Below are 26,065 nucleotides of genomic sequence, written 5' to 3'. Positions count from 1 at the left end.
TCAAGGTTTCGATTTCGATCGGCTGCTTATTCGCGGGCGAGCGGGCGGCCCCCCGCGCCTCGGATAGCTCCGACGCTGCCTGTTCATCGCTGCGGCGGGGCGCCGAATATGTCGCGTATCGTTCGATCTATCCCGTTGAATACGTCCTCGAAAAACCCTCCCACGTCATCCAGGACGAGGTCGAAGTCATCTTCCGGGTCGACAGGCTGCGCGGATGGCTGCGCCTCCGGAGGAGCATAGTCGACGCCGCCGCGGGATTTTGGCTCAGGCCAAGGCTTTACCTGGGCCGGCGGCGGCAGTTGCGGCGCGGGGCCCGCTGCAGCCACTTCCGGCAGCGTCTCCGTTTTTGGGAACGAGCTGCATGACCAAAGACCGGGACGCGTGTTGCGCGCCTCGCGCTCCTGTTTGGCGTAGGTCACATCCCCAATCTTGGTGACGGCGAAGCCATTTATGATAGCCAACTCACCAATGTCCTGACCGTTGACGGTCCCGCGGCCAACAATCCTCCCACCTTCGTCGAGGCGACCCTGTATAACGGCCTCAGCGCCTGCCAGCTTATGGTTCAGCCCATCAGCCACCTCAGACCCAATATCGACGCTCTCGCCGCCCCGAATGCAAATCCGCCCCCGTTTCGGCGCGCGCACACCCGCAAGGTGAACGCTCTTTCCGTTGATGACGATGTCCGCGCCGGTTAGCGCCCGCGTGATCCGTCCCTGAATAACGAACTCACCGCCCGGCGACGGCATGGCCTCCTGAGCGATTGCCGCCGGCCCGAGGAGCAGAAGCAGGGCAGCCAGGACTTTCATCAGCTCGTTCCATATGCGCCGGGACTGACAAGTCGTCCCAGAAACTTTTTGCGCTGGCGTCCAGTCTCATAAGCAATCACAGACCGTCGCGGCAACAGAGCGGCCGACCAGTGCAACGTCGATCATCAGCCTCCCCGGCTTGGTCGGCGCTTCAGCGCGGGCGACGGCGCGGCCGACGCGGCGTCGGGCAGTATTCGATCCCGCGGACGATCCGAAAAAGTTGGATTTGCTAACGATCACGAATGGTCTCGAGCTCGTCCGGCAACCGGCGCTCAGCGAAGAACAGCTTGTATTGGACGACGATGGCGATGAGCTGTGTCCGCGAATAGGGCGGCCGCGCGGCGCGGATGATGGCCGCGCGGCCGCCCTATATTCGGCGACAATGCGCGCGCTTTCGGAATCGGATGGCGGCCATTCAAGCGGCGCTCGGCGGCGACGTGCAGGCCATGCGACTCGTGTTGGACCGTTGGCTGCCGCGGGAGCGCTTGGTTGCCGCCGACATGCCGAAAGTCACCAGCGTCGCGTCGGCGCAGTTGGCCGCCGCTCGGGCGCTGGAGCTGGCGACGTTGGGCGAGCTGACGCGCGCGGAAGCGGAACACATGAGCCGCTTGGCCCGCAACTATCTCGAACTTTGCAGTATTGAGAAGCTGGAGGCGCGCGTCGCCGAGCTCGAAGCGGAGCGTTCGGCGTGAGGCTGCGAAGTCTCGACCGACGAGTCAGGAAGCTGGAGGCCGAACGCGCCGGGCCGAGCGGAATTCGCATCGGGCGCGGCATGGCGGGCTTGCGATCGGCGCAGGAGCAGCTTGACGCCTTGCCGGGGCGAACTCTGCCCGGAGAGCCGCCGGACGCGCCGGCGGGGCTTCTGAAGGGCGGGGCGGACGATGACGGGACGCCAAATGCGGAAAGGCTCCCCACCTCGAGTGTGTTATGCACTCTGGATGATGAACTCCGCGGCGCGCTTGAGCATGAGACATGCGAAAGCGACGACGTGTAGTCCTGCGAGGGTCTGAGCATAGCGCTCGTAATCTTTGACGAGCCGCCTGCATCGCGTCGCCCAAGCGAATGAACGCTCGACCACCCAGCGCTTGGGCAGCAGCACGAAGCCCTTCTTCGCCTCGGCGAGTTTGACGACGCAAAGTTCGGCGCCCTGCGCTTTTGCTGCTTCGGCCGCGTTCTCGCCGGTGTAGCCCTGATCGACATAGATGAGTTCGACGCTGTCGCCGGTCGCTTCCTGCACGGCGGCGGCGAGCTTGCCGACCTCGGCGCGGTCGTCGACGTTGGCCGGCGTGACATGCAGCGCCAGTAGATGGCCCAATGTATCGACCGCCATGTGCAGCTTCGAGCCACGCTTGCGCTTTGCGCCGTCATAACCGGCTCGCGGGCCGCTCTCCGGGGTCGACCGCAAGGTGCGGCTGTCGATGATCGCCGCCGTCGGCTCGGCAGCCCGCCCGGAGGCGACGCGCGAGACGGCGCGCAAATCCTGCGCCAGCGCCTCGAATACGCCCGCCGCCAGCCAGCGCTGCGATTGCTGATACACGGCCGACCACGGCGGCAGATCATTAGGCATGGCGCGCCATGCGATGCCGTAGCGCAGCACGTAACGTAGCCCGTTGAACAGTTCGCGCAGCGAATGTTGGCGCTGCGGCGCGCTTTCGTCCATGAGCGTCAGATACGGCGCAACGAGCGACCACTCTTCGTCGTTGACGTCAGACGGATAAGGCTTCCGAATCGGAGACATCCGATTCTACTAAGGCAATCAACGACCAAAGTACATAACACCCTCTAGTGCGCTCACCAATAAAATCACCATGTTAGGTTGGTTTTTTCGCCGCTGGAAATTCCCCGTAAAAGCGATAAACAGTTATAAGCTTTCCGAGCCTTCGATCGGGCTTCGACGGACGCCTTCTACATTTCGAGGACGATCCAATGAACCTCGCCATCACCCTGGCGCTGCTTGTCTCGCTTACCAGCGTTTCCATTCCCGACGTGGCGGATGCCCGGTCGGCGCATTCTCGCCCCTTCGCTGATAATCAGACGCCCCGTTCCGCGCGCGCCAAAGTCAAAGCGAACCGCGTTGGCGGCGTCGAGACGATCAAGCCTCAGCAGCCCCCGTCGAAAGATCGCGAAAGCGGGAGCGGCTGGAACGGCGCTTACGTCGGCATCAACGCCGGAGCGGGGTTCGGCGCGACAGCCGGGACCAACGTCATGCTTCCTTTCGGAGCTTCAGGACAGCCGGAGAGATAGGATAGCCGAGCATCGACAGCGGCTCGGTCTCGACGAGTCCCGGCAAAAATGCGAGGCTTGTCGCGGAGGCCAAATTGGGCTGCGTTCGCGTAGCTCGATCTGGAACGATACGCTGACGGAGCATCATTTTCCCAAGACAGACCCGGCCGGCCGCCACGGGTGAAACCGGGACTTCCCGGAAATGTCGGTCGAATCTCGGGGACGGATTAAAACGACCAATTGCCGTCCATGAAGATGGGCTCGTCGATGCGGCTGACCAAAATCGACCGAGCAGCGGATGAGGACCCAATATATGCTGGGCGCGGCGTTCAAAATCGTAAAATGGTCCCTCGCGCTGCTGAGTCTTGTTGCAGTTATATTTCTCGGCGTTCGGATTTATGATTCTCAACGCGGTCTGCCTCTCGACGTGTGGCACACCTACGCGCCCGACGAACTGAACGTCGAGGAAATGGAAAAGGCGGATTGGCGCGACTACCTCGCAAACGAGGAGAAAATATTCGCTTTGATGCGCGTCAACGTCAGTAGGAAACTTACCCCCGATGAACAAGTCCCCTTCAATCGATACTTCGAAGGTAGTCCTGTCTATCCGGCAAATTTCCTGCGGGACTGGAATCGCTCCTATACTTTGGAGCCTTCAGGACCGCCGTCAGGCGCCGTCGTGTTGCTGCACGGATTGACGGATTCTCCTTATAGCCTGCGTCACATTGCTTCTTATTATCGAGATCGGGGTTTTGTTGCTGTCGCCATCAGATTGCCCGCGCACGGTACAACGCCCGCAGCCTTGACGACCGTCGAATGGCGATCATGGGTGGCGGCCACCCGGCTGGCTGTGAGAGAGGCGCGACGACGGGCGCCCGCTCCTTTGCCAATCCACATCGTCGGCTTCTCGAATGGCGGATCGCTTGCCCTGAAATATGCGCTGGACGCCATAGAGAACAAAGATTTGGCGCGAGCCGACCGGCTGATACTGATTTCGCCAATGGTCGGCGTCACCCGTTTCGCGCGCTTCGCGGGTTTCGCGGGGCTTCCGGCAATGTTTCCAGCCTTCGCCAAGGCCGCCTGGCTCAGCGTGATGCCGGAGTTCAATCCGTTCAAATATAATTCCTTTCCCGTAAACGGCGCGCGTCAATCCTATCTGCTGACAGATTCGCTTCGAACGCAGATCGCCGCGCTTCGACAAGATGGACGACTGGAGGATCTGCCGCCAATTCTGACTTTTCAGTCCGTGATGGATTTCACGGTCAGCACACCGGCGGTCCTTTCCGGGCTTTACGATCATCTTCCCGCCAATGGCAGCGAACTGGTCCTGTTCGACGTGAATCGTAACGTCAAGTTCGGACCGCTGCTTCGAGAAACTGCCGATACAAAACTTTCAAGGATCGTGCCGCCCGGGGTCAGAAACTACCGCCTGACGATCATTACCAACGCTGGCGACGGAACCGACGAGGCGTCGGAGCAGGTGGTGGACGTGGGCGCGGTGGAGGAGCACAGCCGCAGACTTGGCATTGACTATCCAAAAGGCGTCTTTTCGCTCTCGCATGTTGCGCTGCCGTTCCCGCTTAGCGACTCGCTCTATGGCCTGACGCCCGATAACTCCGAGGACTTCGGAGTCCACTTGGGATCTCTCGCCCCGCGTGGCGAGCGGGGCACGCTGATCGTCAGTCTCGACGCCCTCCTGCGCATGTCGTCAAATCCGTTCTTCCCTTATCTGGTCGAGAGGATTGGAGCGCAGATTCCGGTCTCTCCGACCCGAAAGGTTCTCGAGCCCGTCGGAACGGCGCCTGTTCCAGAACGGCGGGAAGAATTTGTTCCCTCCACGCCTGCTGCTGCTCCAGCGCAAAACCATTACCGCTCGCCGGCGAAGGGCGACAGCACGACGAGAAGTCGTCGCTCCCGCTAAAAACATCCGCACGACACGCCAAAAAAACCGCCCAAGGTCAAGGCTGGCTATGGAGAGCGGCGCTGCGGCGGGACGCCCGCCGACCACTGTCGTCATCTTGACGGCGGCCAAATTTAGGAGGAACATGAGTGCTGTAATATTAACGATTTCGGGGAGGACACAAAAAGTGGACGTCGAAGCTGAAAAAGACAAAACAATCTCTCGGCGGTCATTCGTCGCCGCATTGCTCGGCGCTGCGCTGGTAATTCCGGCCGTTACTCTTGCGCCCTCGGACGCGGAAGCCCAGGAGTCTCAGGAGCGGCAATTCACCAGTTTCCGTCACAAGCCGCGAACGACGCGGCCCCGGAGCCATACGAGAGGATCACGTCGCCATCGGCGCGTCGCCCGCGTGCGACACACCGGGCGCCCGCAGCCGCGCCCTGACGTTCCCCAGCAATAAGTCGGGTCTCGTCCCGGACCGCGTCGCTCCTGAAATAAATCGGGGCGACGCGTGTTCCTGCGTTATGACGGAACCGGCGACTACCTCAATTTTTTGTTTGTAAATTCTTCGGAATTTACCAAGCGCCGCGCTAAAATCGAGCGCTCGAGCCAAGCCCCTGCAGTCTCGCGAACCCATGACAGGCAGGCGCCTGAAGAAATCGCCGAGAAAGTTGAAACGGCACGGAGAGATTTAAATGCTTTGGCTGATCCGGTTCACAGGCCTCCTCGGCAAAGCAGTCGTGCTCGAATTTGTCCACGTATTTGGATTGATAGTGTTTCTGATCGCGATTCTGCTCGGTTATTTCCGCAGTTACTGGTGGACCGTGCCTGCGCTCGCCATAGCGACAGGATTTATCGCCGATAATTTTATAGACCACGTCTATCTGACGGACATACTCGAAAGGGCAGTTTCCGCGAACAGACGCGGCGCTTTCGTGATCATCGTCTATTTTGCGATCACAATCAGCGGATACCTCGCCGGAATTATCGGTCGCATTCTCTCAAATCGGCGGAGACGCGCCAGTTAAGATCGCTTACACGTCGCTTCCAAAGATATCGAAATGCTCTGGCCCGACTGATGAATTTGGTCTGCAGGTAACGCTTCCCCTTGTGCGTGTTTGTGAAGTCACGCCTCCAATTCACCGGCGGCGGCGCGGCCGCCGGACAATATGTCGGCGATCCAGCGCGTCGAGGGGAACTCCTCGAAAAGCGTCAGCGCAGCGATCATGAGTGGAACGCCCAGAAAGGCGCCGAGAGCGCCCCACAGGAATGTCCACAATACGATCGAGAAAAGCACCAATGGAGGCGAGATCGACAAGGCCGAGCCCGAAAAAACCGGTTCGAGATAGCTGCCGATGACGGCCTGGATGAAAGATATGCCTAACAAAACAAGCAATGGGGTCTCGAATGATCCGAACTGAACGAAGGCAAAGAGCGGCAGAGCGGCCGTGACGATCAGCGATCCGATGTACGGTAGGTAATTGAGCGCGAACGCCAGCACGCCCCACGCGCCCGCCATCTCCAGATGCAGCAAGACGGCGAACCCCCAAACTGCCAGGCCCGTCGCAATACTGGCGACTGTCCGCACCAACATATAAGTGCGAAATTTCACCCCGATCTTTCTGCCCGCCGCGATCAGACGTCGGCTGGCATCCTGATTCTTCAGCGTCGCGATACGCCCGGTCAAGATGTCCGCTTCGCCAAGGCCGAGGACAACATAGATCAATACGATGACCGCGAAGGCCATGATGGTGTTGGCGCGTATCGCCATTGCATGGATCATTCTAACGACTGTAGCAGGGTCGAAGTGATCCGAGAGAAGCGCGAAGACGAAAATGTCATGCTCCTCGAGCCAGGCGGTCGACGAAATCAGCGACTCCTGAATGCGATCGAGATTCCCCCCGACCCACTCCGCCACCTGGCGGCCGCCCCAGACGATAACGGAAAGAAGCGCCAGGGCGAGGGTGGTTGTCACCACGACCGTCAAAGCCAATGCCGTCGCCTTCCCTATTTTCGACCTCAGCGTCTTCTGCATCGGCCAGGCGATCTCGATGATGAAGATCGCGAATACGACTGGCTCCAGCACAGCCTGGCCGACCTTACATGCTGCGAGGATGAGAAGGACGGCCACGATAACGGAGGTCGATTCAATTACATTTCCGCCGCCCATGATGATTCTTCCGTCGTTAGACTCGCCACACGGCAGCGAGTGGACCCGTTCGGGGCCGTCGCATTTTATGAATCCGGGGCCGTGCGTGCGCGGGTGACGCCTGCGAAACTTTGATGCGAACCGATTCCCTTGATTTCGCTGGCGCGCCCGAAAGGATTCGAACCTTTGACCTCTGCCTTCGGAGGGCAATTTCCGCGAATTGCGCTAGGTTGCGACGCCTTGCGCGAGATTGAGAAATACACAGAAAAACAGCGGTATTTGCATTGCCAGCAATTGCCGTCTTTTGATATGATTTGCGCAATCCTGTTACCTACCTGCTACCTAGGTAATGCGCCTAGACCAAAATGATGGCTGCTCGCTCCAAAATTGGTTTACGCGAAATTCGGGCTCTTGGCCAGAACCAAGAGATTTGGGACTCGTCCGTAATTGGCTTCGGAGCACGCCGGCAGCGCAGCGACGCCATCTCCTACATTCTCATGTATCGAACGGCGGAGGGCCGGTTACGTCGTCACACGATTGGGCGGCATGGTTCGCCGTGGACGCCAGACATGGCCCGAGATGAAGCGCGCCGCATTCTCGGCTCAGTCGCCGGTGGCAACGATCCAGCAGCCGAAAAGATTGCCAAGCGTAGCGGTGCGACAGTCGGCGATCTGTGTGATCTGTACTGGGAAGATGCACAAGCTGGGCGCTTGCTGACCCGCCGCCGTACGCCGAAGAAGGCGAGCACACTGGAAACCGATAAGGGGCGCATAGACCGACACATTAAGCCGCTCTTGGGAACATTGAAGGTCGCGTCGGTGAGCCGCGACGATATTGAAAGGTTTATGCACGCCGTCGCCGAGGGCCAGACCGCAAATCGATCAAGGACAGGGAAAAAGCGCGGTCTCGCCAATGTGCGGGGCGGTAGAGGGACAGCCAGCCGAACAGTCGGCCTGCTTGGATCAATCTTTTCCTATGCCGTTCACAAACGGATGCGCCCGGACAACCCATGCCGCGGCGTGATGCGATTCGCTGACGGCAAGCGCGAGCGTCGACTGAGCGACGAAGAATATGCAGCCTTGGGGCACGGACTCCGAGAAGCGTCAACGAACGTGTGGCCGGCGGCGGTGGCTGCAGCACGCTTCCTCGCCCTTACCGGCTGGCGTAGCGGCGAGGCACTGGCATTGCGCTGGAGCGAAATTGACCTTGCCCGCCGCACGGCGACGCTGGCGGACACGAAGACCGGGCGCTCTATCCGGCCCATGTCGCACGCCGCAATTGAGACGCTACGCGCCCTGCCCCGAACCGGTGATTTCGTCTTTCCAGCAACACGTGGCGATGGCCGTATGACGGGCTTTCCAAAAATTTGGGCGCGTATCGCAAAACTCGGCAATCTTCCTGCCGATATAACCCCTCACGTCCTGCGTCATTCCTTCGCGAGCCTCGCCGCCGATCTCGGATATTCGGAGCCGACCATAGCTGCGCTCGTCGGGCACAAAGGGCGGACGATTACCTCACGGTATGTTCATGCGGCAGATGCAGTGTTGTTGGCCGCCGCCGACACTGTGGCGAACAAGACGATTGAATTGATGGGTGAGCGGGAACCGGCTGCATCCATTGTCCCGCTCAGGAGATCGTCTGTAAATGTCTGATAACGACAAAGGCGCGCGGATGCACGCGATGAGGAAAAAGCAGGGACGCCCACCGAAGAAATATCCACACATGATGCATAGTCATGGTGAGCTGTTTAGGTTGGATTCTGATAAGGCAAACGGGACACCCACAATCCGTGCCATCGGAACCTTTCGTGACGTCAATGGGGTAATGATTGGCCAGATAAAACCTGACTGGCGATTATTAGAAGCGCATGCGCGAGCCGCTATAGCTAACGAACAACGTCAACTAATCGAAGATATCCTGCTAACTTTCGCGCAGGAACGGGCGGGAGAAATCGGCGCGATGCCGTGGACGGATCGAGACAAGGGACTAATAGATTGTGCTCAAGATATAGATATCGCTGCAAAGGCACTTTTGGCGGCCATAGATAAGGCTGCCCCCGCCACCACCTATATATTGGAACGAATGGAGCAAATGCAGGGGCGGCGTTTTGACGGAACCAGTTTCTCACGCGATGAATTTTATCCACACCTGGCCCAACTGGTTTCTCGATCACACCTTCTGCTCCAAGAATTGGTGGCGGAGAAAAAGCAAGGCGTCAGATTAAGAATTGGTGACGCATGGCGGCGCTTCGTGACCGGCATAGCGGGAATTTATCGGGAAATAACAGGCGCGGAACTTACGACGCCGGAATTGAGCAACAGGAACGCAGACACATCGAAACCATCACCATTTTTGACGTTCGCTCATACGGCAATGTTACAGGTTCCGGAAGAGTTGCGTGTTTATACGACGGGCAGCGGTGAAAATGGCATCTATTCATTTTCCAGCAAGCTGTCTGAAACGGTATCGGAATTAGGTTTACGGTAATTTACGAAAGGAAAATCTCGTAATCCCCGTTAGCGCAGGAGGGAATAACGCGGGATCGTCGCGCCATCACAAACGAGCGCACTTGCGCAAGTGAGGTGGCAAATGGATTTGCAGGACAACGAGTCGGCTAACGGCACGGCGGTGACACGCCCCGCCAATACAGCCATTCCTGATAACCTCGACGCACTTTTGACCCGTGCCGACACCGGCGCTGCTCTGCGAGCCGCTGGCTATCCGGTCGCTGATGCGACCTTGGCGACGAAGGCAACACGCGGAGGTGGTCCGCCCTACGCCCGTTTCGGCAACAAGCCGCTTTACCGTTGGGGCGACGCGCTGGCGTGGGCGCGCTCTCGCCTGAGCGCGCCGGCGCATTCTACCTCCGAGCATGAGGCCGCTTGATCGATGCTGGCCCCTGAAACGATGAAGGCCGCCGCCCTGCGTGATGCAGGGGGCGACCCTCGAAATAATGAGATGCGTGGCGGCTCTCGCGATTTCAATACCGCAACCCAGCTGAAAATCCAATACCCGACGGATGCCGAGTTGCTGGCGCTCGATTTCGTCAACGAGATTGCCGCAACCTTCTGTTCGCTGTCGGCTGCGCTCGTAGCGGCGACAGCACGTGCGGACGTTGCCGCGACCGAGGCGGCGCTTTGGTCAATGCGGCGCGCACTGACGGCGGCAATCGTCTCTTGGCGCGAGGCTGTCCCCGCGATCGAAATTCAGGGGGACCTGCATCAATGAGAGACCCCCATTTACGAGCTCGCGTCGCAGATGCTGCGCGAGAGCATCGCCAAGATCAGGAGCGCCAGCGGTTGGTTCCGCCGCGATGGCGAGAGGAGCCAATCGAGCCTCCGGGACACCCTATCATGGTCGCGGTCCGCAAGGCGGAAACGGAACCATCTTGGCCAGCTCCCAAGCCGCTGCCGGACGGCCTCCTGCCAGTCGCGGCCTTCGAGATGGACTTCCTGCCCAAGAGCATCGCGCCATGGGTGGCGGATATATCCGACCGCATGCAGTGCCCGGCCGACTTCGTCGGTATCCCCGCGATGGTCGCGCTCGGCGCTGTCCTTGGACGGAAGATCGGCATTCGTCCTCAGCAAATGACCGACTGGACCGAAGTTGCGAATTTATGGGGCTGTATCGTCGGACGCCCGGGCGCGATGAAAAGCCCGGCGGCGCAGGAGGCTCTGCGTCCGCTAAATCGCATCGAGGCGGATGCCCGAAAGGAGAGCGACGAAGCGCGAAAGGACTACGAGTCTGCGCTTACCCTGCATAAAATCGCGAAGGAGGTGGCGACGGCGAAGGCGCGCGAAGCCCTGAGGAAGGGAGACAACGCCGAAGGGCTGCTCGATATCGACGAGCCCGAGGAGCCCAAGGCGAAGCGCCTCGTTACGAACGACACTTCCTATGAAAGGCTGGGTGAAATCCTCGCCGACAATCCGAATGGCGTGCTGGCGTTTCGTGACGAATTGGTGTCGCTCTTGAAAACGCTCGACCGTGAAGAATATGCGGCTGCACGTGGCTTCTATCTGACTGCCTGGAATGGAACCAGCGGTTACACATTCGATCGCATCACGAGAGGCAAGACGCATATCGAGGCCGCCTGTGTCGCGCTTCTCGGCTCCACGCAACCGGGGAAGATCGCCGAATACATCCGGCGCGCGACATCTGGGGGTGCTGGCGATGATGGCTTGATCCAGCGATTCAGCCTGCTCGTCTGGCCGGATCAGGCGGGCGACTGGAAAGAGCAGGACCGCTATCCGCTGATCGAGGCCAAACAAGCCGCTTGGGCGACTTTTGGCAGTATTGGCAGTTTGGACCCCATGGCTATTGGGGCGCAGCGGGACGACAACGAAGAATTGCCTTATCTCCGCTTTGACGACGCCGCGCAGCAGGTCTTCCGAGAATGGCGCGCGGACCTCGAGGGGAGGTTGCGCAGCGGCGACATGTCGCCTGCCATGGAAAGCCACATGGCAAAGTTCCGCAAGACCGTGCCCGCGTTGGCGCTGATCAATCACTTGGCCGATGGCGGCTGCGGCCCCGTCAATGAGCGCGCCATTCTTCGAGCGCTGGCGTTTTCCCAATATCTGGAAACTCACGCAAGGCGAGCATATGCCGCCGGAAGCGAAGGCGAAACGACCGCTGCGAAGGCGATCATTTCTCGCATCCGGCGACGCCAATTGAGCGATGGCTTCACGGCTAGAGAGCTTTGGCGAAATAAGTGGAGTGGGCTTGATGACCTTGATCACGTGAAGGCGGGGCTCGCGCTTCTGACCGATTACCATTGGTTGTCATTGGCGGTGGCGCAGACCGGAGGCCGTCCCAGCGGGACTTACACCATAAACCCGAAGGTGCTGGCATGAGCAAATATCTCGATCGCCTTCGCGCCCTATCCGACGAAAAACGGATACCCGAGCAACTGCCAAAACTGCCAAAAGCCCCTTTTGGCAGTAATGGCAGTATCCCGAGTGAGCGTTTTTGCCCGACGCGCCCCAAGAGGAAAGTCGGGGAGAGCGCAGACGCGACGCATTCAATGTTCGACTCAGCGCGCCTCCAGCGGGAAGCCGATCGCCGGAACGCCGTAGCGATGCGCGAGGGGACAACCGACCGTTGGTGCGTATGCGGTCGGCTGGCCACATTGGCATGGCCGGATTGCCAATGGCGGGATGTATGGCGCTGTGACGACTGCGCGCCGACGGCGGGGAGGGCGTGACGATGGCCCGCAGACGCCTCCCCGACCGACGGTCACACGAGGTCATCGCCTTCATCTTCCGCGGCCGGGCCTATACCGCCGGTGTCGGTCGCTTCGCCGATGGCTCCCTCGCCGAAATCTTCATCGACGCCGAGAAGCAATCCACCGATGCGGCTGACGATGCGCGTGACGCGGCGGTCACCGCGAGCATCGCCCTGCAATATGGCGCTCCCGCACAAGCCATCCGCGACGCCGTTACGCGCGACACCGCCGGCAATCCGGCCGGGATCATCGGCGCTGTGTTGGACTTGCTGGCGGAGGAACGGAAATGAAGAAGATCATTGGAATCGACCCCGGCCTCAATGGAGCTATCGCGATCCTCACGGAAACCGGAGAACTTATCGAAATTCACGACATGCCGACGCTGCACGACGGTGCGAAAGGCCGCCGAGCGGTCAACCCGGCCCTATTTGCCCGCATCATTTATTCCGCGCACGCTGACCGCGCCTTTTGCGAGCTGGTCGGTCCCCGCCCCACGGACGGCACAACCGGCGCATTCGGTTTTGGACGCACGCGTGGCGTGATCGAGGGCGTGCTCGCCGCCGCCTGCATCCCGCTGGAAATGATCGCGCCGCCGACATGGAAGCGCGCGACGAAGATCGCCCCGGGCAAGGAGAACAAGGACAGCGCCCGCAGTGTCGCAATCTCCCGCTGGCCATCGCAAGCAGGGTTGTTTTCCCGCAAATGCGATTGTGACCGGGCTGAAGCAGCATTGATTGCCATCGCCGGCATACTGAAGGAGGCCAACCACCATGGCTGATAATTCAACGGGGAAGCAGCGGGGCAAGCCTTTCGAAAAGGGAAAATCCGGCAATCCGGCCGGCAAGCCCAAGGGGGCGCGCCACAAGACGACGCTGCTCGCCGAAAAGCTCATGCAGGATGACGCCGAGAACATCGTCAACGCTGTCCTGAAAGCGGCGCACAACGGCGACATGACGGCGGCGCGGATCGTTCTTGATCGGATTGCCCCTCCGCGACGGGACAATCTCGTGCGCTTTACCTTACCGAAAATCGAGCGTGCATCCGACGCGGCGACGGCGAGCGCGGCGATTCTTGATGCCGTGGCAGAAGGCGAGCTGACGCCTGCCGAGGCGGGGGAAATTGTCAAATTGATCGAAGGTTTCGTGAAGACGCTCGAGCTGACGGAAATAGACGAGCGACTGAAACGACTGGAAGGAAAGGCCGGGATATGAGGTCTGCTACCGAAACACGCGTAGAGCGCCTGGAGGCCGCGACGCAGCCCCGCAATCTCTATGTCGTGCTGGACACATTACCAGACGACGATTTTGACGCTGGCCACGTCATGACGCCCGAGGAATGGGAATCGACCTACTGTCAAAATCGTGGAGGCGTCAGATGAGCAACGCACGAACGAACGCGCGTCTCTCTCGGCTGGAGGACAAGGGAAATTCTCCGAAGCGTAAATACACACGCTATCTGTTTTCGTCCCTGAGCGCGGAAGACCAAGAACGAATGATGCGTTTTGAGTTTGCATTTGATTATGAAAACCGAGCTGACGACTTGGCCAAGGCTATGGCCGAGGCAATGGGTTGGGATATCAATCATGCGCGGGCATACATAATACGTAATGATGTTGAGCGGGCGCACGAGGAAAGCGAATGCAAGGCGCGCGGTGAGCCTGACCCGTTGGAAAGACATCCGATTAAAGACCTGACTGATGCCGACATAAAAGCATTGGGTTTGGCGATGCTGGACGGCGTCGCCGATGTTCAAGAGCTATCCGACCGCATGGGTTGGCGCGTCGAACGGACGGAGGCGTTCTTGAGTGATGTCGCGGAATGGGAAGCCGCACAATCTCCGAAACCTTCGGGCCATCCATGCGAGCGGGCCTGACTGCGGCAACAATCTCGACACTGCGCAAATACAACCAGAAAGGCGAATAAGAATGAACCAGGGAAACCGCAAAGGCATGTTCGACGATCTCATTCCATCCCAGCGGGCGAAGGCGCAGCCCCGTGACGATTGGGATGAGCTTATCGCCCGCTACGGCAGGAAAGACCTCGCCGCTGCCTCACAACAAGGCGACGATTGGGACGAGCTTATCCGGCAACATGGCAGAGCAGCGACCACTGGCATGTTTGATGATCTGATACCTCCGCAGTCTGCCAAGCAGCCGAACACCAGACCGGGCATGTTCGACCATTTGCCGGACCTCCCAAATCCCTCCAATGGCGCGCACGCTGGCAGGGGCCTTTTCGATCATCTTCCGGATATTCAGTCAGCCGACGATTTCGAGAATTCGCCGGAGGGACGCCAGCTCGCCGCCGAACTGCGCACAAAGGCCGACAGAATGCTTCTCGATCACGCGGGACATACGGCGGCGAGCCCGGCTTATGCAGCCTTATCCTCAGCGGCAAACGCCGCCTTACTGAATATCCCCCGCAATGTCGCTGCGGCCGCGCGCACGCTGACAAAGCCGGGCGCTGGATCGTTCGAGCAGGAATATTCCTATCTGCGCGACATTGACGAAGCCGCCGCGAGGCAGAATCAAGCGGCGTCATTTGGCGGCGCGCTGGTCGGAGCAGTCACCGGCGCGGCTGCCCTTCCCGTCGCCCCCGCAGTGTCGTTGGTTGGCCGAATGGCGCAGGGCGCAGCGTTAGGAGCCGGATATGGCGGCCTGTCCGAACTCGCGGACACGAAAGACCCGGCCAAGGCGCTCCAGTCTGCGGCCATCGGCGGCGTTATTGGCGGCGTCGCGGCCCCGATTGCGGAAAAGATCGTCACGGCTCCAATCAACGCGGTCGGGCGTGTCGCGTCCAAGGTCCGTGGAACTGCGCCGGTCATTCCCACAAAGGAAGAAATCAAGGCGTCGTCTCAGGCGGCCTATGACGCAGCGGACCAAGCCGGGCTTATCGTCAAGCCGCAAGGCGTGCAAACGCTTTGGAACGATACGAAGGCCATGCTAGCGAATGAGGGCTACCACCCCTCAAATCAGCCGAAGCTGTCGAATTTCATCAATGAGCTTCAGAACCTTCAATCCGGCAATGTCACGCTGAAGGGGCTGGAGACGACGCGGAAGATGCTCCGCGCGGCCCGCACGGACACGGACGCGGAAACGCGCCGCCTTGGCGCGATGGCGGCGGAAAGGTTCGATGACTTCCTTACGAACCTGAAGCCGTCTGACGTGCTCATGGGCGACGCGAAGGGCGGCGTCGCGGCGCTGAAGGAAGCGCGGTCGCTCTGGTCATCCTATCGCAAGGCGGACCTCGTGGATGAGGCGTTGCAGGCCGCTAAGATGCGCGCGGCGTCAACCGGCTCTGGCGGGAATGTTGACAACGCCATCCGTCAGGAATTTCGCAAAATCCTTCAGAACAAGAAGAAATCCCAATCCTTCACGGATGCGGAAAAGGCGGCTCTCGCGCGCATCGTCACCGGAACGCAGGGGCAGAACACGCTTCGCCTTCTTGGCAAGCTTTCCCCGCAAGGGAACGGATTAATGATGGCGCTGCATGTCATCGGCGGCGTTTCCTCTGGCGGCGCATCCGTCCCGCTTGCCGCGCTCGGGGCCGGAATCAAGGCGCTCGCTGATCGCGCCACCCCCGCCAACGTCGAGCGCCTCTCAAAAATCATTCGCGCACGTGGTCTTAACATTGATCCACAGGATTTGATCAACCAGCAAGCAAGCGAGCGACTACGGAGCTTCTTTTCCTCGATTGGCGTAAACGTCGAAAAGATGATGCAAAACGAGCAAGCATAGATGCCGTGTGCGCCGAACTTGCGATGATTGACGAAAACCTGATGCGGGCTGAGCTAAGCCCGGCGGACAGGGCCGCCAATACGGCGCGGCGCAAGGCTATATACCTGGAATTACATCCTGAGACGGAGCGAGGCGGAAACTACCAGTCTGGCCAATTTGGCCACACTGAAAAAGACAGCTTTATTGAAGCTACAGCGAACGCGCTTGGCAAGGGAGAACGGACGATACGTCGCGACGCCGAACGCGGGGAGAAGATCAGCGAGCAAGCGCTTGCCATGGTTCGCGGGACGCATCTCGATAAAGGGTAGCTGGGGCTCATGCTCGATGGGATGCAACGGACAATTTGTCCACTGCATTTGCGACGCCGAACGCGCTATTCATCGCGCTCGCGCTTTCTGATTTATGGCGTCAAACGCCGCCACCAGCCCGTCCAAATGGATCGCTACATCTTGCGCTTGCTGCGCTATGGCTTCCCCGTAAACGCCGTCACCCGCCTCGTTGGTCTGTGTCAAGGCCAGTTCCAAAAGCTTGGCGCGGGAGCGGATGCGGCAAAGCTCGTCAATGCAATCGAGTAGCGTTTTCACGTGCGGTTCTCCCTTGCCAAGATGGCGACTGCCTTCCGGATGGCCTCGGTGAATATGTCATCAAGCAGACCATCGCTAAATCCAACAAAGTCGATACGATCGGCCGCGAGTCTGATCAGCGCGGCCGCCCCTTTCGGCGTTGTCGGCTCTGATTCGAACACCATGCGTTGCGCCGCGTCGGCATGTTCTTCTGCCTCCGAGGCCGCGTTTTCGGCCGCCTCGACGCCGCTATTAATCAGGGCCTTTTCAAAATCCGGTTGATGGGCCTCCAACGCCGTGCGAGCGACCAAATATTCCGGGTCAGGTCGCGCCGCCTCTTCCGTCAACTTCGCTGTGGCCTTGCGTAGCCGGTCGATAGCATTTTCCAACTCAGTCTCAGTCAATGGCCGGTTTGGGTTCCTAAGGATGTCGAGATGCCCCAGGGAGCGGATTACCTCGCCCTTGTAGGTGACGACACCAATAGCGTCACATGCGGAATGAAAATTGTCTCCGGCGTCGGCGGCAAGCTTCCACGCTGTATCGGCAGCGGCGCGAAGCCGCATATATTCGCCGATGGCGACGAGCGCCGGATCATCGCTGGCAACAGAAATGGCAGGAAGCCCGGCAGCGGGCGCGACGGCGAGAGCGCCAAGGATGGCGCGACGTGAAGAAGCTTTGCTCATTTGCCTTGCTCCCTTTTCTCTGAATCATTGTAATAGGCATATCGCGCCGCGCTCGTATGATCCGAAATCACACGAGCCATTTCGATTAATGCTTCCTGAGTTCGTTGGTCTCCGCTCAGGAGATCAGGGGAGTGGGCCATCTCCCACAATGCGCGGGCGAGCCGTGCGGCGGTGTTCAGGTGCTCTTCAAGTCCTTCGATGCAGGCAGCGCGTCCCGGCCACTGCAGCATTTCCGAACCATCTGATTGATGCGTCATCTTCTTTTCCTCCTGTCGGTGATGGGTCAAGCCGCGATTATGTGCGCGATGCGGGCATGGCCGCGGGTGAAGTAGTTGCGGCGCGACGGCGCATCGGCGAGGCAACTGCGGATCGGTAGGCCAATGTTTTGTTCGTGGCGCTGCTTGGCTTCCTTCGCGCGCTTCCACTCGTAGGAGAGCGCCCGCTTGAAGTGTTCGCGGTAAGAGCCGCCGACGCTGGCGACACGCCATTTCGCGGTCCAGTGAGCGGCTTGCATGATGGCGGAACGGTTGTAGGTGGCGGACATGGGCGGCTGCCTCTTGATCTAAGGCGGAATGTTACGCATAATGCGTCATATGTCAATAGGAATGACTCAAAATGAGTAACTATCTTGAGCCTTGGCAGTGTCGAGCGGCTAGGGCGTCACTAGATTGGTCCGCTACGCGCCTGGAAACGGAAAGCGGGGTCTCGCGGAAAACACTCACAGATTTCGAGGGAGGGAAGCGCAAAATGCAGGCTGCGAACGTCGAAGCGGTCTTATCTGCGTTCGATCGCGCCGGGGTCTATTTCGACGAAAAAGGCTGCGTCTGTCGACGCCGCGAAGGTTGATGTGCCGGCGACGGGTTCGTCGCTGAGGAACGCTGTGGGTCAAGCGTGACGATTCGAAGGAAATAGAAATTTCGAGCCAAGGAGATGGTGGGATGGAATGGTTGGCTCTCAGCATCGCATTTGTAGCAACGATATACTTCGCCATCCATTATCGTGGATTTCGACGCGGGTTGTTGTTCCTCGCGGCGGGAGCGGTGGTGCTGGCAGCAATGGCCGCGATCTATTTTTGGAACGACTCGCGCCAAACCGAGGCACGGCGACAAATTGCGAGCAAGCTCATCAGTCGAGAACAGATCATTATATCAAACGCGCAGCTGGACACCTCCATAAACCCCTGGGCAAAATGCGCTTGAGCTGATTCACTCATATCATGTCGCGAAGGGGATGGCGGGCATGACGAAAGAAGCTCCCGGTTTTTTCGATGTGGACGAGCGCCTGGCGGAGTTGTCGGCCAAGGGCGACGATCTGGAGCGGCTGAACGCTCTCGTCGATTTCGAATTGTTCCGCCCTTCTCTGGAGTCGGCGGTTCCGCGCGGGGATCGCTCGAAGGGCGGGCGGCCGCCATTCGATCATGTGTTCATGTTCAAGATCCTGATCCTGCAGGCCATGCATGCGCTCTCCGACGAGCGCTGCGAATATCTGATCAAGGACCGGCTGTCCTTCATGCGCTTCCTCGGCTTGGGGCTCGCCGACGCGGTTCCCGACGCCAATACGATCTGGTCGTTTCGCGAGGCGCTGAAAAAGGCCGACGCCGTCGACGCCCTGTTCGCGCGCTTCGACACGGCGCTGCGCGAAGCGGGCTTTCTGGCGATGAGCGGACAGATTGTCGATGCGACGATCGTCGCCGCGCCCAGGCAGCGCAATACGCTTGAAGAAAAGAAGGCGATCCGGGACGGCCGCATTCCGAATGGCTGGACGGACAAGCCGAAGAAGCTCGCGCAGAAAGATCGCGACGCGCGCTGGACGGTGAAATACAGCAAGGCCAAGCCGCGCGAGGATGGCTCGCTTCCGCCGGTCGATCTGGCCATTGCGGCGTTCGGCTACAAGAATCACGTGTCGATCGACCGCGGCTTCGGCCTCATCCGCAAATGGACGGCGACCCACGCCGCCGCGCATGACGGCGCGCGGCTCGAAGACGTTCTGGACCGGACCAACACGGCGAGCGACGTCTGGGCGGATACGGCCTATCGCTCGGCGAAGAACGAGGCCATGCTGACACGGCGCGGCTTCGTCTCGCGCATCCACAGGAAGAAGCCGCAGGGCCGGCCGATGCCGGAACGCGTGCGGATCGCCAATGCGCAGAAGTCGAAGGTGCGCAGCGCAGTCGAGCATGTGTTCGCCTTGCAAAAGGGACCGATGGCCCTCTTTGTCCGCACGATCGGCATCGGAAGGGCCAGGGTCAAGATCGGCCTCGCCAATCTCGCCTACAACATGCGCCGCTTCGTCTTCCTGAAGGGAAAATACGCAACGGCCTGAGGCCGGGAGCCGACAGTAAGGCTGCCGCAGCCGCCTGAGGCCAAGATATCAGCCAGCCCAATCCGCGCTCGCGAGACGGTCGCCGGTATGCGACGACCTCCACCAGCCAAAATCGCGGTTTATGGAGGTCTCCAGCTGGCGCTCGGCACTGTTCCGCAAATCACTGGAACTGTAACAAATAAGTCGCCTTATGAACTGAAGGAAATGGAAATTAAGGTGGTGGTATCAGATTGCCCGGGCATATTCGACGATATTGGTCCCGAAGCAAAGTGCGGCATTGTTGGTGAGAGCAAAGAGTGGATTTATTCAATAAACTCTCCTAGGGGGCAAAAACGCGCTTTCAAATCATACGTTTCCTTGCCCAACCTTCCCGAAATGAAGGAATGGAGCTGGAGATATTCGATTGAACAGGTGATCGCGAAGTATTGAGGAACAAGCGCCCGTCACAATCGGAATTCATTGACTATCCCTCTGATTTAAAGCGCTGGAAAATAGCTGAAATGCTCGCCAGCAAGTGCATTTTGAGCAGCCGGAAGCTGTTCCTCTGCTGGAAACTTTTTGGACAATTATCACTTTAGCGTAGTGAGGGCAAATGGTAGAGTTCAATGGTCGGGCCACCGGTGACATAGATATAACGAAAGAAATGGGTAAATGCGGGCGTTAGGGTGCTTGAGGAATGTGATATACCCTCGGGTATAACTGGTCGCTCTCCTCTACGCGTTGCGGTCGTGCGCGAAGTTTTAGAAGCAGCGCTTGATCTTGCTTCAATTCCGAAAGAAAGTCATGAACATCTTTAGATAATAAAATGAATGACTTAGCCCATTCTTCCAATTCCTTGTGGCTATAGAAGTCTTTTTCTGCTGGGGCTTTCGGGAATTTCCCAATATCAAAAGTACTTTTTCCTAAGAACGCCTTTCTTTTTGGGTGCTTGCCGAAGAATACAAAGTTTCCGTGAGCAGCTATGTTTCGCCCTTTAGACTTTTTTCTAATCTTTTTGTGGATTAAAGACCAGTCGCCAATTTGTTGTTCATTTGCAAATTGAGCCATGAGCGCGTCAATCATTTGCATTCTTGTTTCGAGTGCTTGGACAGCAAAGAACGCGACTGCGGCTACGTCGTAATGATCAGGCGCGAAAAAATATCGGAAAACATCAAAAACAAGGCTTTCAATTCCTTGCCAAGTGACCATGACTTGCCCGATGTTTTTCAGGAGATCGATCGCGCTGTCTTGCTCTTCTTGAGACGGCATCTTCGGCTGATAGGAGTCTGACATGGCTGGAAAAAGACCCTTTGGAGAAGGTGGTAGCGTTGATCCCAATGTCTGGGAGCGATTTGAGCGCGCGGTTGATGCTGCGGTCAAGAGCGGCCCGAAGCATAAGGCTGCGCCCGAGACCACGAATAAAAAGGACCGCCATATGAGCGCGAGGCGGGTCAATAAGGAGGATCATCACGGCGATGCGGAAAATGCAGTGGACAAATTGTCCGTTGCATCCCATCGGGCATTAGCGCCAGCCGCCCCGTGCGCCGTTTCAGGGTGCAATTCCAGGTAGATTGCCTTCCGACGCGCCGTGTTCGCCGCGCGATGGGCGCTGCCTTCTTGCCCTAATTTTTCGGTAAATATTTCGGCCCTAGGTTCTGGATAATCTCATTCGCAGGCAGCATGTCGGAGCAGGGATTGGCCTTGTCCTGCTTACAGAACTTAACCATAGCATCCGCGCCCGGCTTGATCACAGTGTCGCGATATCCGGGGTTGTAAGTGGTGTAGGCAGAATTGCCATAAACGCTGGTCTGCATCGTCCCGGGCGTGGTGTATGAAGATACGGACGTGACATTTTCTGACCCAAGAATAGCGAGATGGGAAAAACCGTGCGCGGCGGCGGTTTCGGCGGCCTTCAGCAAGACAAAGTCCTGAATTCTCGCTTTATCTGTAAACCCGTTGCCTCGCCCTGAAATTCGGGCGGTATCGTTCGTAATCATCTGAGCTTCAACGCCGCCGCTGAAGCCCATGCCGTCACGACTGTATTGGGTGGCGCAGCCGGCAGCTAAAGTCGCGACTGAAAAACAGAGAAGAAGCCGAGACATGAAAAACCTCGCCATTTTCGTTGTGCAATGGCTACCAATTGTGTCTCAACCAGGTCTCAAACTGTTCGTCTGTTTTTGGATATTCGCCGTATTGTTGATGATACAAGTCTTCGAGCATGCCGCGAATATCTTGATGGGTATGGCCAGACCGTATTCTGCCTGACCCCGTTCCAGTGCCTCCGGTTCCGGTGCCGGTTGAGCTTTGCGCTCCCGACCCAGTTCCGACGCGCGTGGTCCCAGGAATGCCTATGAACGAGCCTGGATCGCCATGCGACATGCCGTCGAAAATAACACCCATTTGAGTGAGCCAATCGCGAGCGAAACCCATAGCGTCACCTTTCCGGTTGGTCTGAGAATGTCAAAGCCTATTCCTAATTGATAAGTGAGGGACTGCGCCGAGTTGCCGCAGAACTTCCAGCACTGGAGCCTTTCTACGTCCTTGGCCCGGCCATTCCTCTGTTGTTCTGGGTGAATTCCACGCCGGGACGAGGACGGCGGCGAGGGGCTGGGGAGCACGGGAGATAAACGAGGGAGTGATCCCGCCCGCCATGTAGGAACACGCACCGTCCTGCGAAAGCAGGGAAGCGATATTAGGTAGCAAACGCACCTACGCTATTTTCCAATAGGTTCCGCGTCGCATTGGCAATGCTGGCGAGCGGCGTCTGCTTGATCCGCGATCCTGCCAAGAACGAACCGGACCATATCCCGAGATGCTGCGTCGTCGATGTAGTCAAAAGCGGCCCAAAGGAGCATGATCGCAACATCCCGGCGCTTCGCCTTTCGGATATGCCGCAGATAGACGAGACGCCTTGCCCTCGCTTCATTCGCGCCGCTCATGAACACCTCCTATAGAAAGGCCACAGCGGAAACATTCGCTGTGTAAATAGCTGTTTTTGTTGTGAAAAGTAATTAACAGCCGAGTTTGGCGGCGCGCACCTCCCAAAAATGGGAGGGCGGAGGCGAAGGAATAGGTACGGCGTTTACACGCGATCCCACGTCGGAAAAGAAAAAGCCTCCCGGACAAATCCGGGAGGCTCTCGAATATCCCGTCGCCGCGTGAGAGGGGCGGGGTTGCGGCGAGAGGATTAATGAAGACGAGTCTCTCACATTCTCCCTGAACGCCGCATGTCCGCATCATTCATCGCTGGTTCAGGAAATCCGGAAGGCCCAGCGGGCACGATCTTGGCGGCACATCCTTGTCGATGACCGCGCAGACGCTGCCGAACCTTGCGATCGTCGCCAGCGTGCGCCGGACTAGTCGCTGAATTGGATAGCGACATCTGAACTAGGAAAGCAGCGTGTTACCTATCTGCTACCTAGCCATTCAAAGCAAGCTAGGAGAAATGCGCTAAACCCTTGATTTAGCTGGCGCGCCCGAAAGGATTCGAACCTTTGACCTCTGCCTTCGGAGGGCAGCACTCTATCCAGCTGAGCTACGGGCGCCCTTTGCGCTTGGGCGTCACTTTTCTACAGGAAGGAATACGCTCCTGCAACGCCATCGAGGCTTCGCCTCGTCCGGGCGGCGTGCTATCGGGAGAAAAATTCGGAGAAACGGCGTGGCGGCGTTTTTTGAGGAATGGATCGACCGGTTTCGGGCGGCTCGCGACAGGCTGATCGCCGACCCTGCGTTCCAGCGCTGGTCGCTGGCCAATCCGCTGACCCGCGCCATCGCCCGCCGCCGCGCCCGGGCGGCGCTCGATCTCACCGCGGGCTTCGTCTATTCGCAGGTGCTTTTCGCCTGCGCGCGGCTCAAGCTTTTCGACCAGCTGATCGACGGCCCCCTGACTTCGGGGGAGATCGCCTCGCGACTCGCGCTTTCCGAAGACGCGACGCGGCGACTGCTCGACGCCGCCGCCTCGCTCGATCTCGCGGAGCGGCGCTCCGGCGGACGCTATGGACTCGGCCAGCTCGGCGCGGCCTTTGCGGGTAATCGCGCCGCGCTGTCGCTCGTCGAGCATCAGCCCCTGCTTTACGCCGATCTCGCCGATCCGGTGGCGTTGTTGCGCGGCGAGCGGCGCGCCCGGCTCGCCGACTACTGGCCCTATTCGGACCTGACGCAACCGAAGTCGCTCGGCGACGAACCGGTCGCGCCATACAGCGCGCTGATGGCCGCCTCGCAGCCGATGGTGGCGCAAGAGGCGCTCGACGCTTACGACATCACGCAACACAGCCGCCTGATGGATGTCGGCGGCGGAGAAGGCGTGTTTCTCGCCGCGGCCGCCGAGCGGGCGCCGCAACTGCAACTGACGCTGTTCGACCTGCCTGCGGTCGCGGAACGCGCGCGGGCGCGCCTCGACGCGGCGGGCCTGCTGTCCCGGGCCGAAATATCCGGCGGCGATTTCCTGCGTGATGCGCTGCCGCAAGGCGCCGACGTCGTCACGCTGATCCGCATCGTGCACGACCATGACGACGAATCGGCGCTGACGCTGTTGCGAAATGTGCGCAAGGCGCTCGCGCCGGGCGCGACGCTGCTGATCATCGAGGCGATGTCGGGCGTGAAGGGCGCCGAGCCGCTCGACGCCTATTACGGTTTTTATACGCTGGCCATGGGCCGCGGCGAGCCGCGCAGGGTCGAGGAAATCGAGGCGTTGCTCACGCAGGCGGGCTTTGGCGAGTTCCGTCTGCTACAAAATGCCCTGCCGACGCTGACGAGCATTCTGGTCGCGAAGGCGGCGTAGAGGAGGCGCCGCGAGTCTGGCGCATTGCAAAGCCCTTCAGCTCGTCGCCGACCGCCGCCAGGCGATGAGACCCGCCGTCGAGGCGTCGAGGCCCTCGGTCGAGGCGCCACCGTTTTCGACGATCGGCGCCAGACGGTTCGCAAGCTCCTTGCCGAGCTCCACGCCCCACTGGTCGAAGGGGTTGATGTCCCAGATCACCGACTGCACGAACACCTTGTGCTCGTAAAGCGCGACGAGACGCCCGAGCGTGCGCGGGTCGAGACGGCGATAAAGCATGACGCTCGACGGACGGTCGCCCGGAAAGACCTTGTGCGGCGCAAGGGCGTCGACTTCGTCCTCGTTCAGGCCCTGTGCGCGCAATTGGGCCTTGGCCTCCTCCAGCGTGCGCCCGCGCATGAAAGCCTCGGCCTGGGCGAGACAATTGGAGAAAAGCAGCGCGTGATGATGCGCGTCGGCCGCCGTCGGCACAGCCGCGACGAGGAAGTCGATGGGCGTGACGTCGGTTCCCTGATGCAGCAACTGGAAGAACGCGTGCTGGCCATTGGTGCCCGGCTCGCCGAAAATCACCGGCCCGGTCTGATGCGTGGCGAGCCCGCCGTCGCGCGTGACGGACTTGCCGTTCGATTCCATGTCGAGCTGCTGCAGATAGGCGGGGAAGCGCGCGAGACGCTGATCGTAGGGGATCACCGCATGCGCGCCGCGTTTCATGACGTTGCGATGCCATACGCCGAGCAGGCCCATCAGCGCAGGGATGTTTTTGTCGAGCGGCGCGGAACGGAAATGTTCGTCGATGTCGTAGCCGCCCTGAAGGAACTGCGTGAAATTCTCGGGCCCGACGCTGATCACGAGCCCAAGTCCGATCGAGGACCACAGCGAATATCGGCCGCCGACCCAGTCCCAGAATCCAAATACGCGCGAGGCGTCGATGCCGAAGGCCGCGACCTTGTCGAGCTTCGTCGACACGGCGGCGAAATGCTTGGCGACTGCATCCTCGCCGAGCGCAGCGACGAGGCGCGCGCGTGCGCTCGCCGCATTGGCCATCGTTTCCTGCGTCGTAAAAGTCTTCGAGGAGACGATGAAAAGCGTGCGCGAAAGATCGAGCGTGGCGAGCGTATCGGCGAGATCGGCGCCATCGACATTCGAGACGAAATGCGCGCGCGGACCCTCCGAGCCATAAGGCGAAAGCGCGCGCGCCGCCATCGCGGGGCCGAGGTCGGAGCCGCCGATGCCGATATTCACGACATCCGTGAAAGGCAGGCCCGTCGCGCCTTTGGCCTCGCCGCTGCGCACGGCGCGCGCGAAGGCGAAGACCTTCTCCCGCTCCGCCTCGATCAGCGGCCGGACATTCTCGCCTCCGATCATGAGCGGACGCGTCGAAAGATCGCGCAAGGCCATGTGCATCGCGGCGCGATTTTCAGTGTTGTTCACCGCTTCGCCTGAAAACAGCGCGTCGCGGCGCGATTCGAGATTGCGGGCCTTTGCGAGCGCGACGAGCAGATCGAGCGTCCCGCGCGTAATCTTGTGCTTGGAGAAATCGAACAGAAAATCGTCGTCGAGCGCGACGCTGAACTTCTCGAAACGCGACGGGTCCGTCGTGAAGAGATCGCGCGTGCGCGTGTCTTCAAGCGTTGGCGCATGAGTCTCGAGGGCGAGGAAGGCGGCGGCGACGGCGTGGGACATATTGGTCTCGGACAGGGATAGAG

Annotated in this window: 30 protein-coding genes and 2 tRNA genes; 19 read left to right on the top strand and 13 right to left on the bottom strand. The window is 59.6% G+C overall.

Annotation, left to right across the window (positions count from 1 at the left end; translation table 11 throughout):
* Positions 1–83 precede the first annotated feature (83 nt).
* Positions 84–806, bottom strand: coding sequence for a thermonuclease family protein (locus LG047_RS15880; RefSeq protein ID WP_227967719.1), 723 nt, complete (start codon positions 804–806; stop codon positions 84–86).
* A gap of 347 nt (positions 807–1,153) precedes the next feature.
* On the opposite strand from LG047_RS15880, the gene LG047_RS15875 reads away from it, so the two are divergent.
* Positions 1,154–1,498, top strand: coding sequence for a hypothetical protein (locus LG047_RS15875; protein ID WP_227967717.1), 345 nt, complete (start codon positions 1,154–1,156; stop codon positions 1,496–1,498).
* 233 nt (positions 1,499–1,731) lie between these two features.
* On the opposite strand, the gene LG047_RS15870 is transcribed toward LG047_RS15875, so the two are convergent.
* Positions 1,732–2,544 carry an IS5 family transposase gene (locus LG047_RS15870; protein ID WP_227965361.1) on the bottom strand — a complete coding sequence of 271 codons (813 nt, stop codon included), beginning with the start codon at positions 2,542–2,544 and terminating at the stop codon, positions 1,732–1,734.
* A 188-nt stretch (positions 2,545–2,732) separates the two neighbouring features.
* Between LG047_RS15870 and LG047_RS15865 the strand changes: the two genes are divergently transcribed.
* The 3 genes from LG047_RS15865 (at position 2,733) to LG047_RS15855 (ending at position 5,957) form a co-directional block, all read left to right on the top strand.
* A complete protein-coding gene (locus LG047_RS15865; RefSeq protein ID WP_227967716.1) occupies positions 2,733–3,050 on the top strand; it encodes a hypothetical protein in 318 nt (105 codons plus the stop codon).
* A 277-nt stretch (positions 3,051–3,327) separates the two neighbouring features.
* Positions 3,328–4,950, top strand: coding sequence for a carboxylesterase (locus tag LG047_RS15860; protein ID WP_227967714.1), 1,623 nt, complete (start codon positions 3,328–3,330; stop codon positions 4,948–4,950).
* Between the two features lie 674 nt (positions 4,951–5,624).
* Positions 5,625–5,957: a hypothetical protein gene (locus tag LG047_RS15855; RefSeq protein WP_227967712.1), complete on the top strand. Its 333-nt coding sequence runs from the start codon at positions 5,625–5,627 to the stop codon at positions 5,955–5,957.
* A 98-nt stretch (positions 5,958–6,055) separates the two neighbouring features.
* Here LG047_RS15855 and LG047_RS15850 read toward each other — a convergent pair whose 3' ends face one another.
* Both LG047_RS15850 and LG047_RS15845 read right to left on the bottom strand, forming a co-directional pair.
* Positions 6,056–7,099 (bottom strand): AI-2E family transporter, encoded by a 1,044-nt coding sequence (locus LG047_RS15850; protein WP_227967710.1) that lies wholly within the window; start codon positions 7,097–7,099, stop codon positions 6,056–6,058.
* A 139-nt stretch (positions 7,100–7,238) separates the two neighbouring features.
* A tRNA-Ser gene (locus tag LG047_RS15845) sits at positions 7,239–7,304 on the bottom strand.
* Positions 7,305–7,443: 139 nt separating this feature from the next.
* On the opposite strand from LG047_RS15845, the gene LG047_RS15840 reads away from it, so the two are divergent.
* The 11 genes from LG047_RS15840 (at position 7,444) to LG047_RS15790 (ending at position 16,343) form a co-directional block, all read left to right on the top strand.
* The gene (locus tag LG047_RS15840) at positions 7,444–8,730 is read left to right on the top strand and encodes a site-specific integrase (RefSeq protein WP_227967709.1); all 1,287 of its coding nucleotides are present in this window, start codon (positions 7,444–7,446) and stop codon (positions 8,728–8,730) included.
* A complete protein-coding gene (locus LG047_RS15835; RefSeq protein ID WP_227967707.1) occupies positions 8,723–9,565 on the top strand; it encodes a hypothetical protein in 843 nt (280 codons plus the stop codon). The genes LG047_RS15840 and LG047_RS15835 overlap by 8 nt, the downstream gene beginning before the upstream one ends.
* Positions 9,566–9,667: 102 nt before the next feature.
* The gene (locus LG047_RS15830) at positions 9,668–9,964 is read left to right on the top strand and encodes a hypothetical protein (RefSeq protein ID WP_227967705.1); all 297 of its coding nucleotides are present in this window, start codon (positions 9,668–9,670) and stop codon (positions 9,962–9,964) included.
* Positions 9,965–9,967: 3 nt separating this feature from the next.
* The gene (locus tag LG047_RS15825) at positions 9,968–10,306 is read left to right on the top strand and encodes a hypothetical protein (protein WP_227967703.1); all 339 of its coding nucleotides are present in this window, start codon (positions 9,968–9,970) and stop codon (positions 10,304–10,306) included.
* 125 nt (positions 10,307–10,431) lie between these two features.
* Positions 10,432–11,928 carry a YfjI family protein gene (locus LG047_RS15820; RefSeq protein ID WP_227967698.1) on the top strand — a complete coding sequence of 499 codons (1,497 nt, stop codon included), beginning with the start codon at positions 10,432–10,434 and terminating at the stop codon, positions 11,926–11,928.
* 352 nt (positions 11,929–12,280) lie between these two features.
* Positions 12,281–12,589 (top strand): hypothetical protein, encoded by a 309-nt coding sequence (locus LG047_RS15815; RefSeq protein ID WP_227967697.1) that lies wholly within the window; start codon positions 12,281–12,283, stop codon positions 12,587–12,589.
* A complete protein-coding gene (locus LG047_RS15810; RefSeq protein WP_227967696.1) occupies positions 12,586–13,077 on the top strand; it encodes a hypothetical protein in 492 nt (163 codons plus the stop codon). Before LG047_RS15815 ends, LG047_RS15810 begins: the two co-directional genes overlap by 4 nt.
* Positions 13,070–13,510 carry a DUF5681 domain-containing protein gene (locus tag LG047_RS15805; RefSeq protein WP_227967695.1) on the top strand — a complete coding sequence of 147 codons (441 nt, stop codon included), beginning with the start codon at positions 13,070–13,072 and terminating at the stop codon, positions 13,508–13,510. Before LG047_RS15810 ends, LG047_RS15805 begins: the two co-directional genes overlap by 8 nt.
* Before the next feature lie 163 nt (positions 13,511–13,673).
* Complete coding sequence (locus LG047_RS15800; protein ID WP_227967694.1) at positions 13,674–14,171, top strand: hypothetical protein; 498 nt, start codon at positions 13,674–13,676, stop codon at positions 14,169–14,171.
* A 52-nt stretch (positions 14,172–14,223) separates the two neighbouring features.
* Entirely contained in the window at positions 14,224–16,035 is a 1,812-nt protein-coding gene (locus LG047_RS15795; RefSeq protein ID WP_227967693.1) for a hypothetical protein, read from the top strand.
* A gap of 23 nt (positions 16,036–16,058) precedes the next feature.
* Positions 16,059–16,343, top strand: coding sequence for a hypothetical protein (locus tag LG047_RS15790; protein ID WP_227967692.1), 285 nt, complete (start codon positions 16,059–16,061; stop codon positions 16,341–16,343).
* Positions 16,344–16,412: 69 nt separating this feature from the next.
* On the opposite strand, the gene LG047_RS15785 is transcribed toward LG047_RS15790, so the two are convergent.
* Genes LG047_RS15785 through LG047_RS15770 form a run of 4 tightly spaced genes read right to left on the bottom strand, consistent with a single transcriptional unit; the run spans position 16,413 to position 17,825 of the window.
* Positions 16,413–16,619 carry a hypothetical protein gene (locus LG047_RS15785; protein ID WP_227967691.1) on the bottom strand — a complete coding sequence of 69 codons (207 nt, stop codon included), beginning with the start codon at positions 16,617–16,619 and terminating at the stop codon, positions 16,413–16,415.
* Positions 16,616–17,281: a hypothetical protein gene (locus LG047_RS15780; protein ID WP_227967690.1), complete on the bottom strand. Its 666-nt coding sequence runs from the start codon at positions 17,279–17,281 to the stop codon at positions 16,616–16,618. Before LG047_RS15780 ends, LG047_RS15785 begins: the two co-directional genes overlap by 4 nt.
* On the bottom strand, positions 17,278–17,538 hold the full coding sequence (locus LG047_RS15775; protein WP_227967689.1) for a hypothetical protein: 261 nt from the start codon (positions 17,536–17,538) through the stop codon (positions 17,278–17,280). The genes LG047_RS15780 and LG047_RS15775 overlap by 4 nt, the downstream gene beginning before the upstream one ends.
* Positions 17,539–17,564: 26 nt before the next feature.
* A complete protein-coding gene (locus tag LG047_RS15770; protein WP_227967688.1) occupies positions 17,565–17,825 on the bottom strand; it encodes a hypothetical protein in 261 nt (86 codons plus the stop codon).
* A gap of 394 nt (positions 17,826–18,219) precedes the next feature.
* Between LG047_RS15770 and LG047_RS15765 the strand changes: the two genes are divergently transcribed.
* The 3 genes from LG047_RS15765 (at position 18,220) to LG047_RS15755 (ending at position 20,032) form a co-directional block, all read left to right on the top strand.
* The gene (locus LG047_RS15765; RefSeq protein ID WP_227967687.1) at positions 18,220–18,480 is read left to right on the top strand and encodes a hypothetical protein; all 261 of its coding nucleotides are present in this window, start codon (positions 18,220–18,222) and stop codon (positions 18,478–18,480) included.
* 40 nt (positions 18,481–18,520) lie between these two features.
* On the top strand, positions 18,521–19,603 hold the full coding sequence (locus LG047_RS15760; RefSeq protein ID WP_227965592.1) for a transposase: 1,083 nt from the start codon (positions 18,521–18,523) through the stop codon (positions 19,601–19,603).
* An 87-nt stretch (positions 19,604–19,690) separates the two neighbouring features.
* A complete protein-coding gene (locus tag LG047_RS15755; protein WP_227967686.1) occupies positions 19,691–20,032 on the top strand; it encodes a hypothetical protein in 342 nt (113 codons plus the stop codon).
* A gap of 231 nt (positions 20,033–20,263) precedes the next feature.
* On the opposite strand, the gene LG047_RS15750 is transcribed toward LG047_RS15755, so the two are convergent.
* The 4 genes from LG047_RS15750 to LG047_RS15735 form a co-directional block, all read right to left on the bottom strand.
* The gene (locus tag LG047_RS15750; RefSeq protein ID WP_227967685.1) at positions 20,264–20,875 is read right to left on the bottom strand and encodes a hypothetical protein; all 612 of its coding nucleotides are present in this window, start codon (positions 20,873–20,875) and stop codon (positions 20,264–20,266) included.
* 329 nt (positions 20,876–21,204) lie between these two features.
* Positions 21,205–21,684, bottom strand: coding sequence for a hypothetical protein (locus LG047_RS15745; RefSeq protein WP_227967684.1), 480 nt, complete (start codon positions 21,682–21,684; stop codon positions 21,205–21,207).
* A 612-nt stretch (positions 21,685–22,296) separates the two neighbouring features.
* Complete coding sequence (locus LG047_RS15740; protein ID WP_227967683.1) at positions 22,297–22,521, bottom strand: hypothetical protein; 225 nt, start codon at positions 22,519–22,521, stop codon at positions 22,297–22,299.
* Between the two features lie 529 nt (positions 22,522–23,050).
* Positions 23,051–23,127, bottom strand: a tRNA-Arg gene (locus LG047_RS15735).
* Positions 23,128–23,240: 113 nt separating this feature from the next.
* On the opposite strand from LG047_RS15735, the gene LG047_RS15730 reads away from it, so the two are divergent.
* Positions 23,241–24,362, top strand: coding sequence for an acetylserotonin O-methyltransferase (locus LG047_RS15730; protein WP_227967682.1), 1,122 nt, complete (start codon positions 23,241–23,243; stop codon positions 24,360–24,362).
* A gap of 36 nt (positions 24,363–24,398) precedes the next feature.
* Here LG047_RS15730 and pgi read toward each other — a convergent pair whose 3' ends face one another.
* Positions 24,399–26,042: a glucose-6-phosphate isomerase gene (pgi, locus tag LG047_RS15725; protein WP_227967681.1), complete on the bottom strand. Its 1,644-nt coding sequence runs from the start codon at positions 26,040–26,042 to the stop codon at positions 24,399–24,401.
* Positions 26,043–26,065 lie beyond the last annotated feature (23 nt).

It is taken from the genome of Methylocystis sp. WRRC1 (genome assembly GCF_020733155.1).
GTDB lineage: Bacteria > Pseudomonadota > Alphaproteobacteria > Rhizobiales > Beijerinckiaceae > Methylocystis.
This window is presented reverse-complemented; position numbering and strand designations above follow the sequence as displayed.

Excerpts from the sequence above, each read along its gene's own strand:
- LG047_RS15870 (WP_227965361.1), bottom strand. The coding sequence starts at position 2,544 with ATGTCTCCGATTCGGAAGCCTTATCCGTCTGACGTCAACGACGAAGAG.
- LG047_RS15825 (WP_227967703.1), top strand. The coding sequence starts at position 9,968 with ATGCTGGCCCCTGAAACGATGAAGGCCGCCGCCCTGCGTGATGCAGGG.
- LG047_RS15840 (WP_227967709.1), top strand. The coding sequence starts at position 7,444 with ATGATGGCTGCTCGCTCCAAAATTGGTTTACGCGAAATTCGGGCTCTT.
- LG047_RS15790 (WP_227967692.1), top strand. The coding sequence starts at position 16,059 with ATGATTGACGAAAACCTGATGCGGGCTGAGCTAAGCCCGGCGGACAGG.
- LG047_RS15740 (WP_227967683.1), bottom strand. The coding sequence starts at position 22,521 with ATGAGCGGCGCGAATGAAGCGAGGGCAAGGCGTCTCGTCTATCTGCGG.
- LG047_RS15865 (WP_227967716.1), top strand. The coding sequence starts at position 2,733 with ATGAACCTCGCCATCACCCTGGCGCTGCTTGTCTCGCTTACCAGCGTT.
- LG047_RS15745 (WP_227967684.1), bottom strand. The coding sequence starts at position 21,684 with ATGTCTCGGCTTCTTCTCTGTTTTTCAGTCGCGACTTTAGCTGCCGGC.
- LG047_RS15770 (WP_227967688.1), bottom strand. The coding sequence starts at position 17,825 with ATGTCCGCCACCTACAACCGTTCCGCCATCATGCAAGCCGCTCACTGG.
- LG047_RS15755 (WP_227967686.1), top strand. The coding sequence starts at position 19,691 with ATGCGACGACCTCCACCAGCCAAAATCGCGGTTTATGGAGGTCTCCAG.
- LG047_RS15775 (WP_227967689.1), bottom strand. The coding sequence starts at position 17,538 with ATGACGCATCAATCAGATGGTTCGGAAATGCTGCAGTGGCCGGGACGC.
- LG047_RS15860 (WP_227967714.1), top strand. The coding sequence starts at position 3,328 with ATGAGGACCCAATATATGCTGGGCGCGGCGTTCAAAATCGTAAAATGG.
- LG047_RS15800 (WP_227967694.1), top strand. The coding sequence starts at position 13,674 with ATGAGCAACGCACGAACGAACGCGCGTCTCTCTCGGCTGGAGGACAAG.
- LG047_RS15835 (WP_227967707.1), top strand. The coding sequence starts at position 8,723 with ATGTCTGATAACGACAAAGGCGCGCGGATGCACGCGATGAGGAAAAAG.
- LG047_RS15805 (WP_227967695.1), top strand. The coding sequence starts at position 13,070 with ATGGCTGATAATTCAACGGGGAAGCAGCGGGGCAAGCCTTTCGAAAAG.
- pgi (WP_227967681.1), bottom strand. The coding sequence starts at position 26,042 with ATGTCCCACGCCGTCGCCGCCGCCTTCCTCGCCCTCGAGACTCATGCG.
- LG047_RS15880 (WP_227967719.1), bottom strand. The coding sequence starts at position 806 with ATGAAAGTCCTGGCTGCCCTGCTTCTGCTCCTCGGGCCGGCGGCAATC.
- LG047_RS15760 (WP_227965592.1), top strand. The coding sequence starts at position 18,521 with ATGACGAAAGAAGCTCCCGGTTTTTTCGATGTGGACGAGCGCCTGGCG.
- LG047_RS15815 (WP_227967697.1), top strand. The coding sequence starts at position 12,281 with ATGGCCCGCAGACGCCTCCCCGACCGACGGTCACACGAGGTCATCGCC.
- LG047_RS15850 (WP_227967710.1), bottom strand. The coding sequence starts at position 7,099 with ATGGGCGGCGGAAATGTAATTGAATCGACCTCCGTTATCGTGGCCGTC.
- LG047_RS15810 (WP_227967696.1), top strand. The coding sequence starts at position 12,586 with ATGAAGAAGATCATTGGAATCGACCCCGGCCTCAATGGAGCTATCGCG.
- LG047_RS15875 (WP_227967717.1), top strand. The coding sequence starts at position 1,154 with ATGATGGCCGCGCGGCCGCCCTATATTCGGCGACAATGCGCGCGCTTT.
- LG047_RS15795 (WP_227967693.1), top strand. The coding sequence starts at position 14,224 with ATGAACCAGGGAAACCGCAAAGGCATGTTCGACGATCTCATTCCATCC.
- LG047_RS15750 (WP_227967685.1), bottom strand. The coding sequence starts at position 20,875 with ATGTCAGACTCCTATCAGCCGAAGATGCCGTCTCAAGAAGAGCAAGAC.
- LG047_RS15765 (WP_227967687.1), top strand. The coding sequence starts at position 18,220 with ATGGAATGGTTGGCTCTCAGCATCGCATTTGTAGCAACGATATACTTC.
- LG047_RS15780 (WP_227967690.1), bottom strand. The coding sequence starts at position 17,281 with ATGAGCAAAGCTTCTTCACGTCGCGCCATCCTTGGCGCTCTCGCCGTC.
- LG047_RS15830 (WP_227967705.1), top strand. The coding sequence starts at position 9,668 with ATGGATTTGCAGGACAACGAGTCGGCTAACGGCACGGCGGTGACACGC.
- LG047_RS15855 (WP_227967712.1), top strand. The coding sequence starts at position 5,625 with ATGCTTTGGCTGATCCGGTTCACAGGCCTCCTCGGCAAAGCAGTCGTG.
- LG047_RS15820 (WP_227967698.1), top strand. The coding sequence starts at position 10,432 with ATGGTCGCGGTCCGCAAGGCGGAAACGGAACCATCTTGGCCAGCTCCC.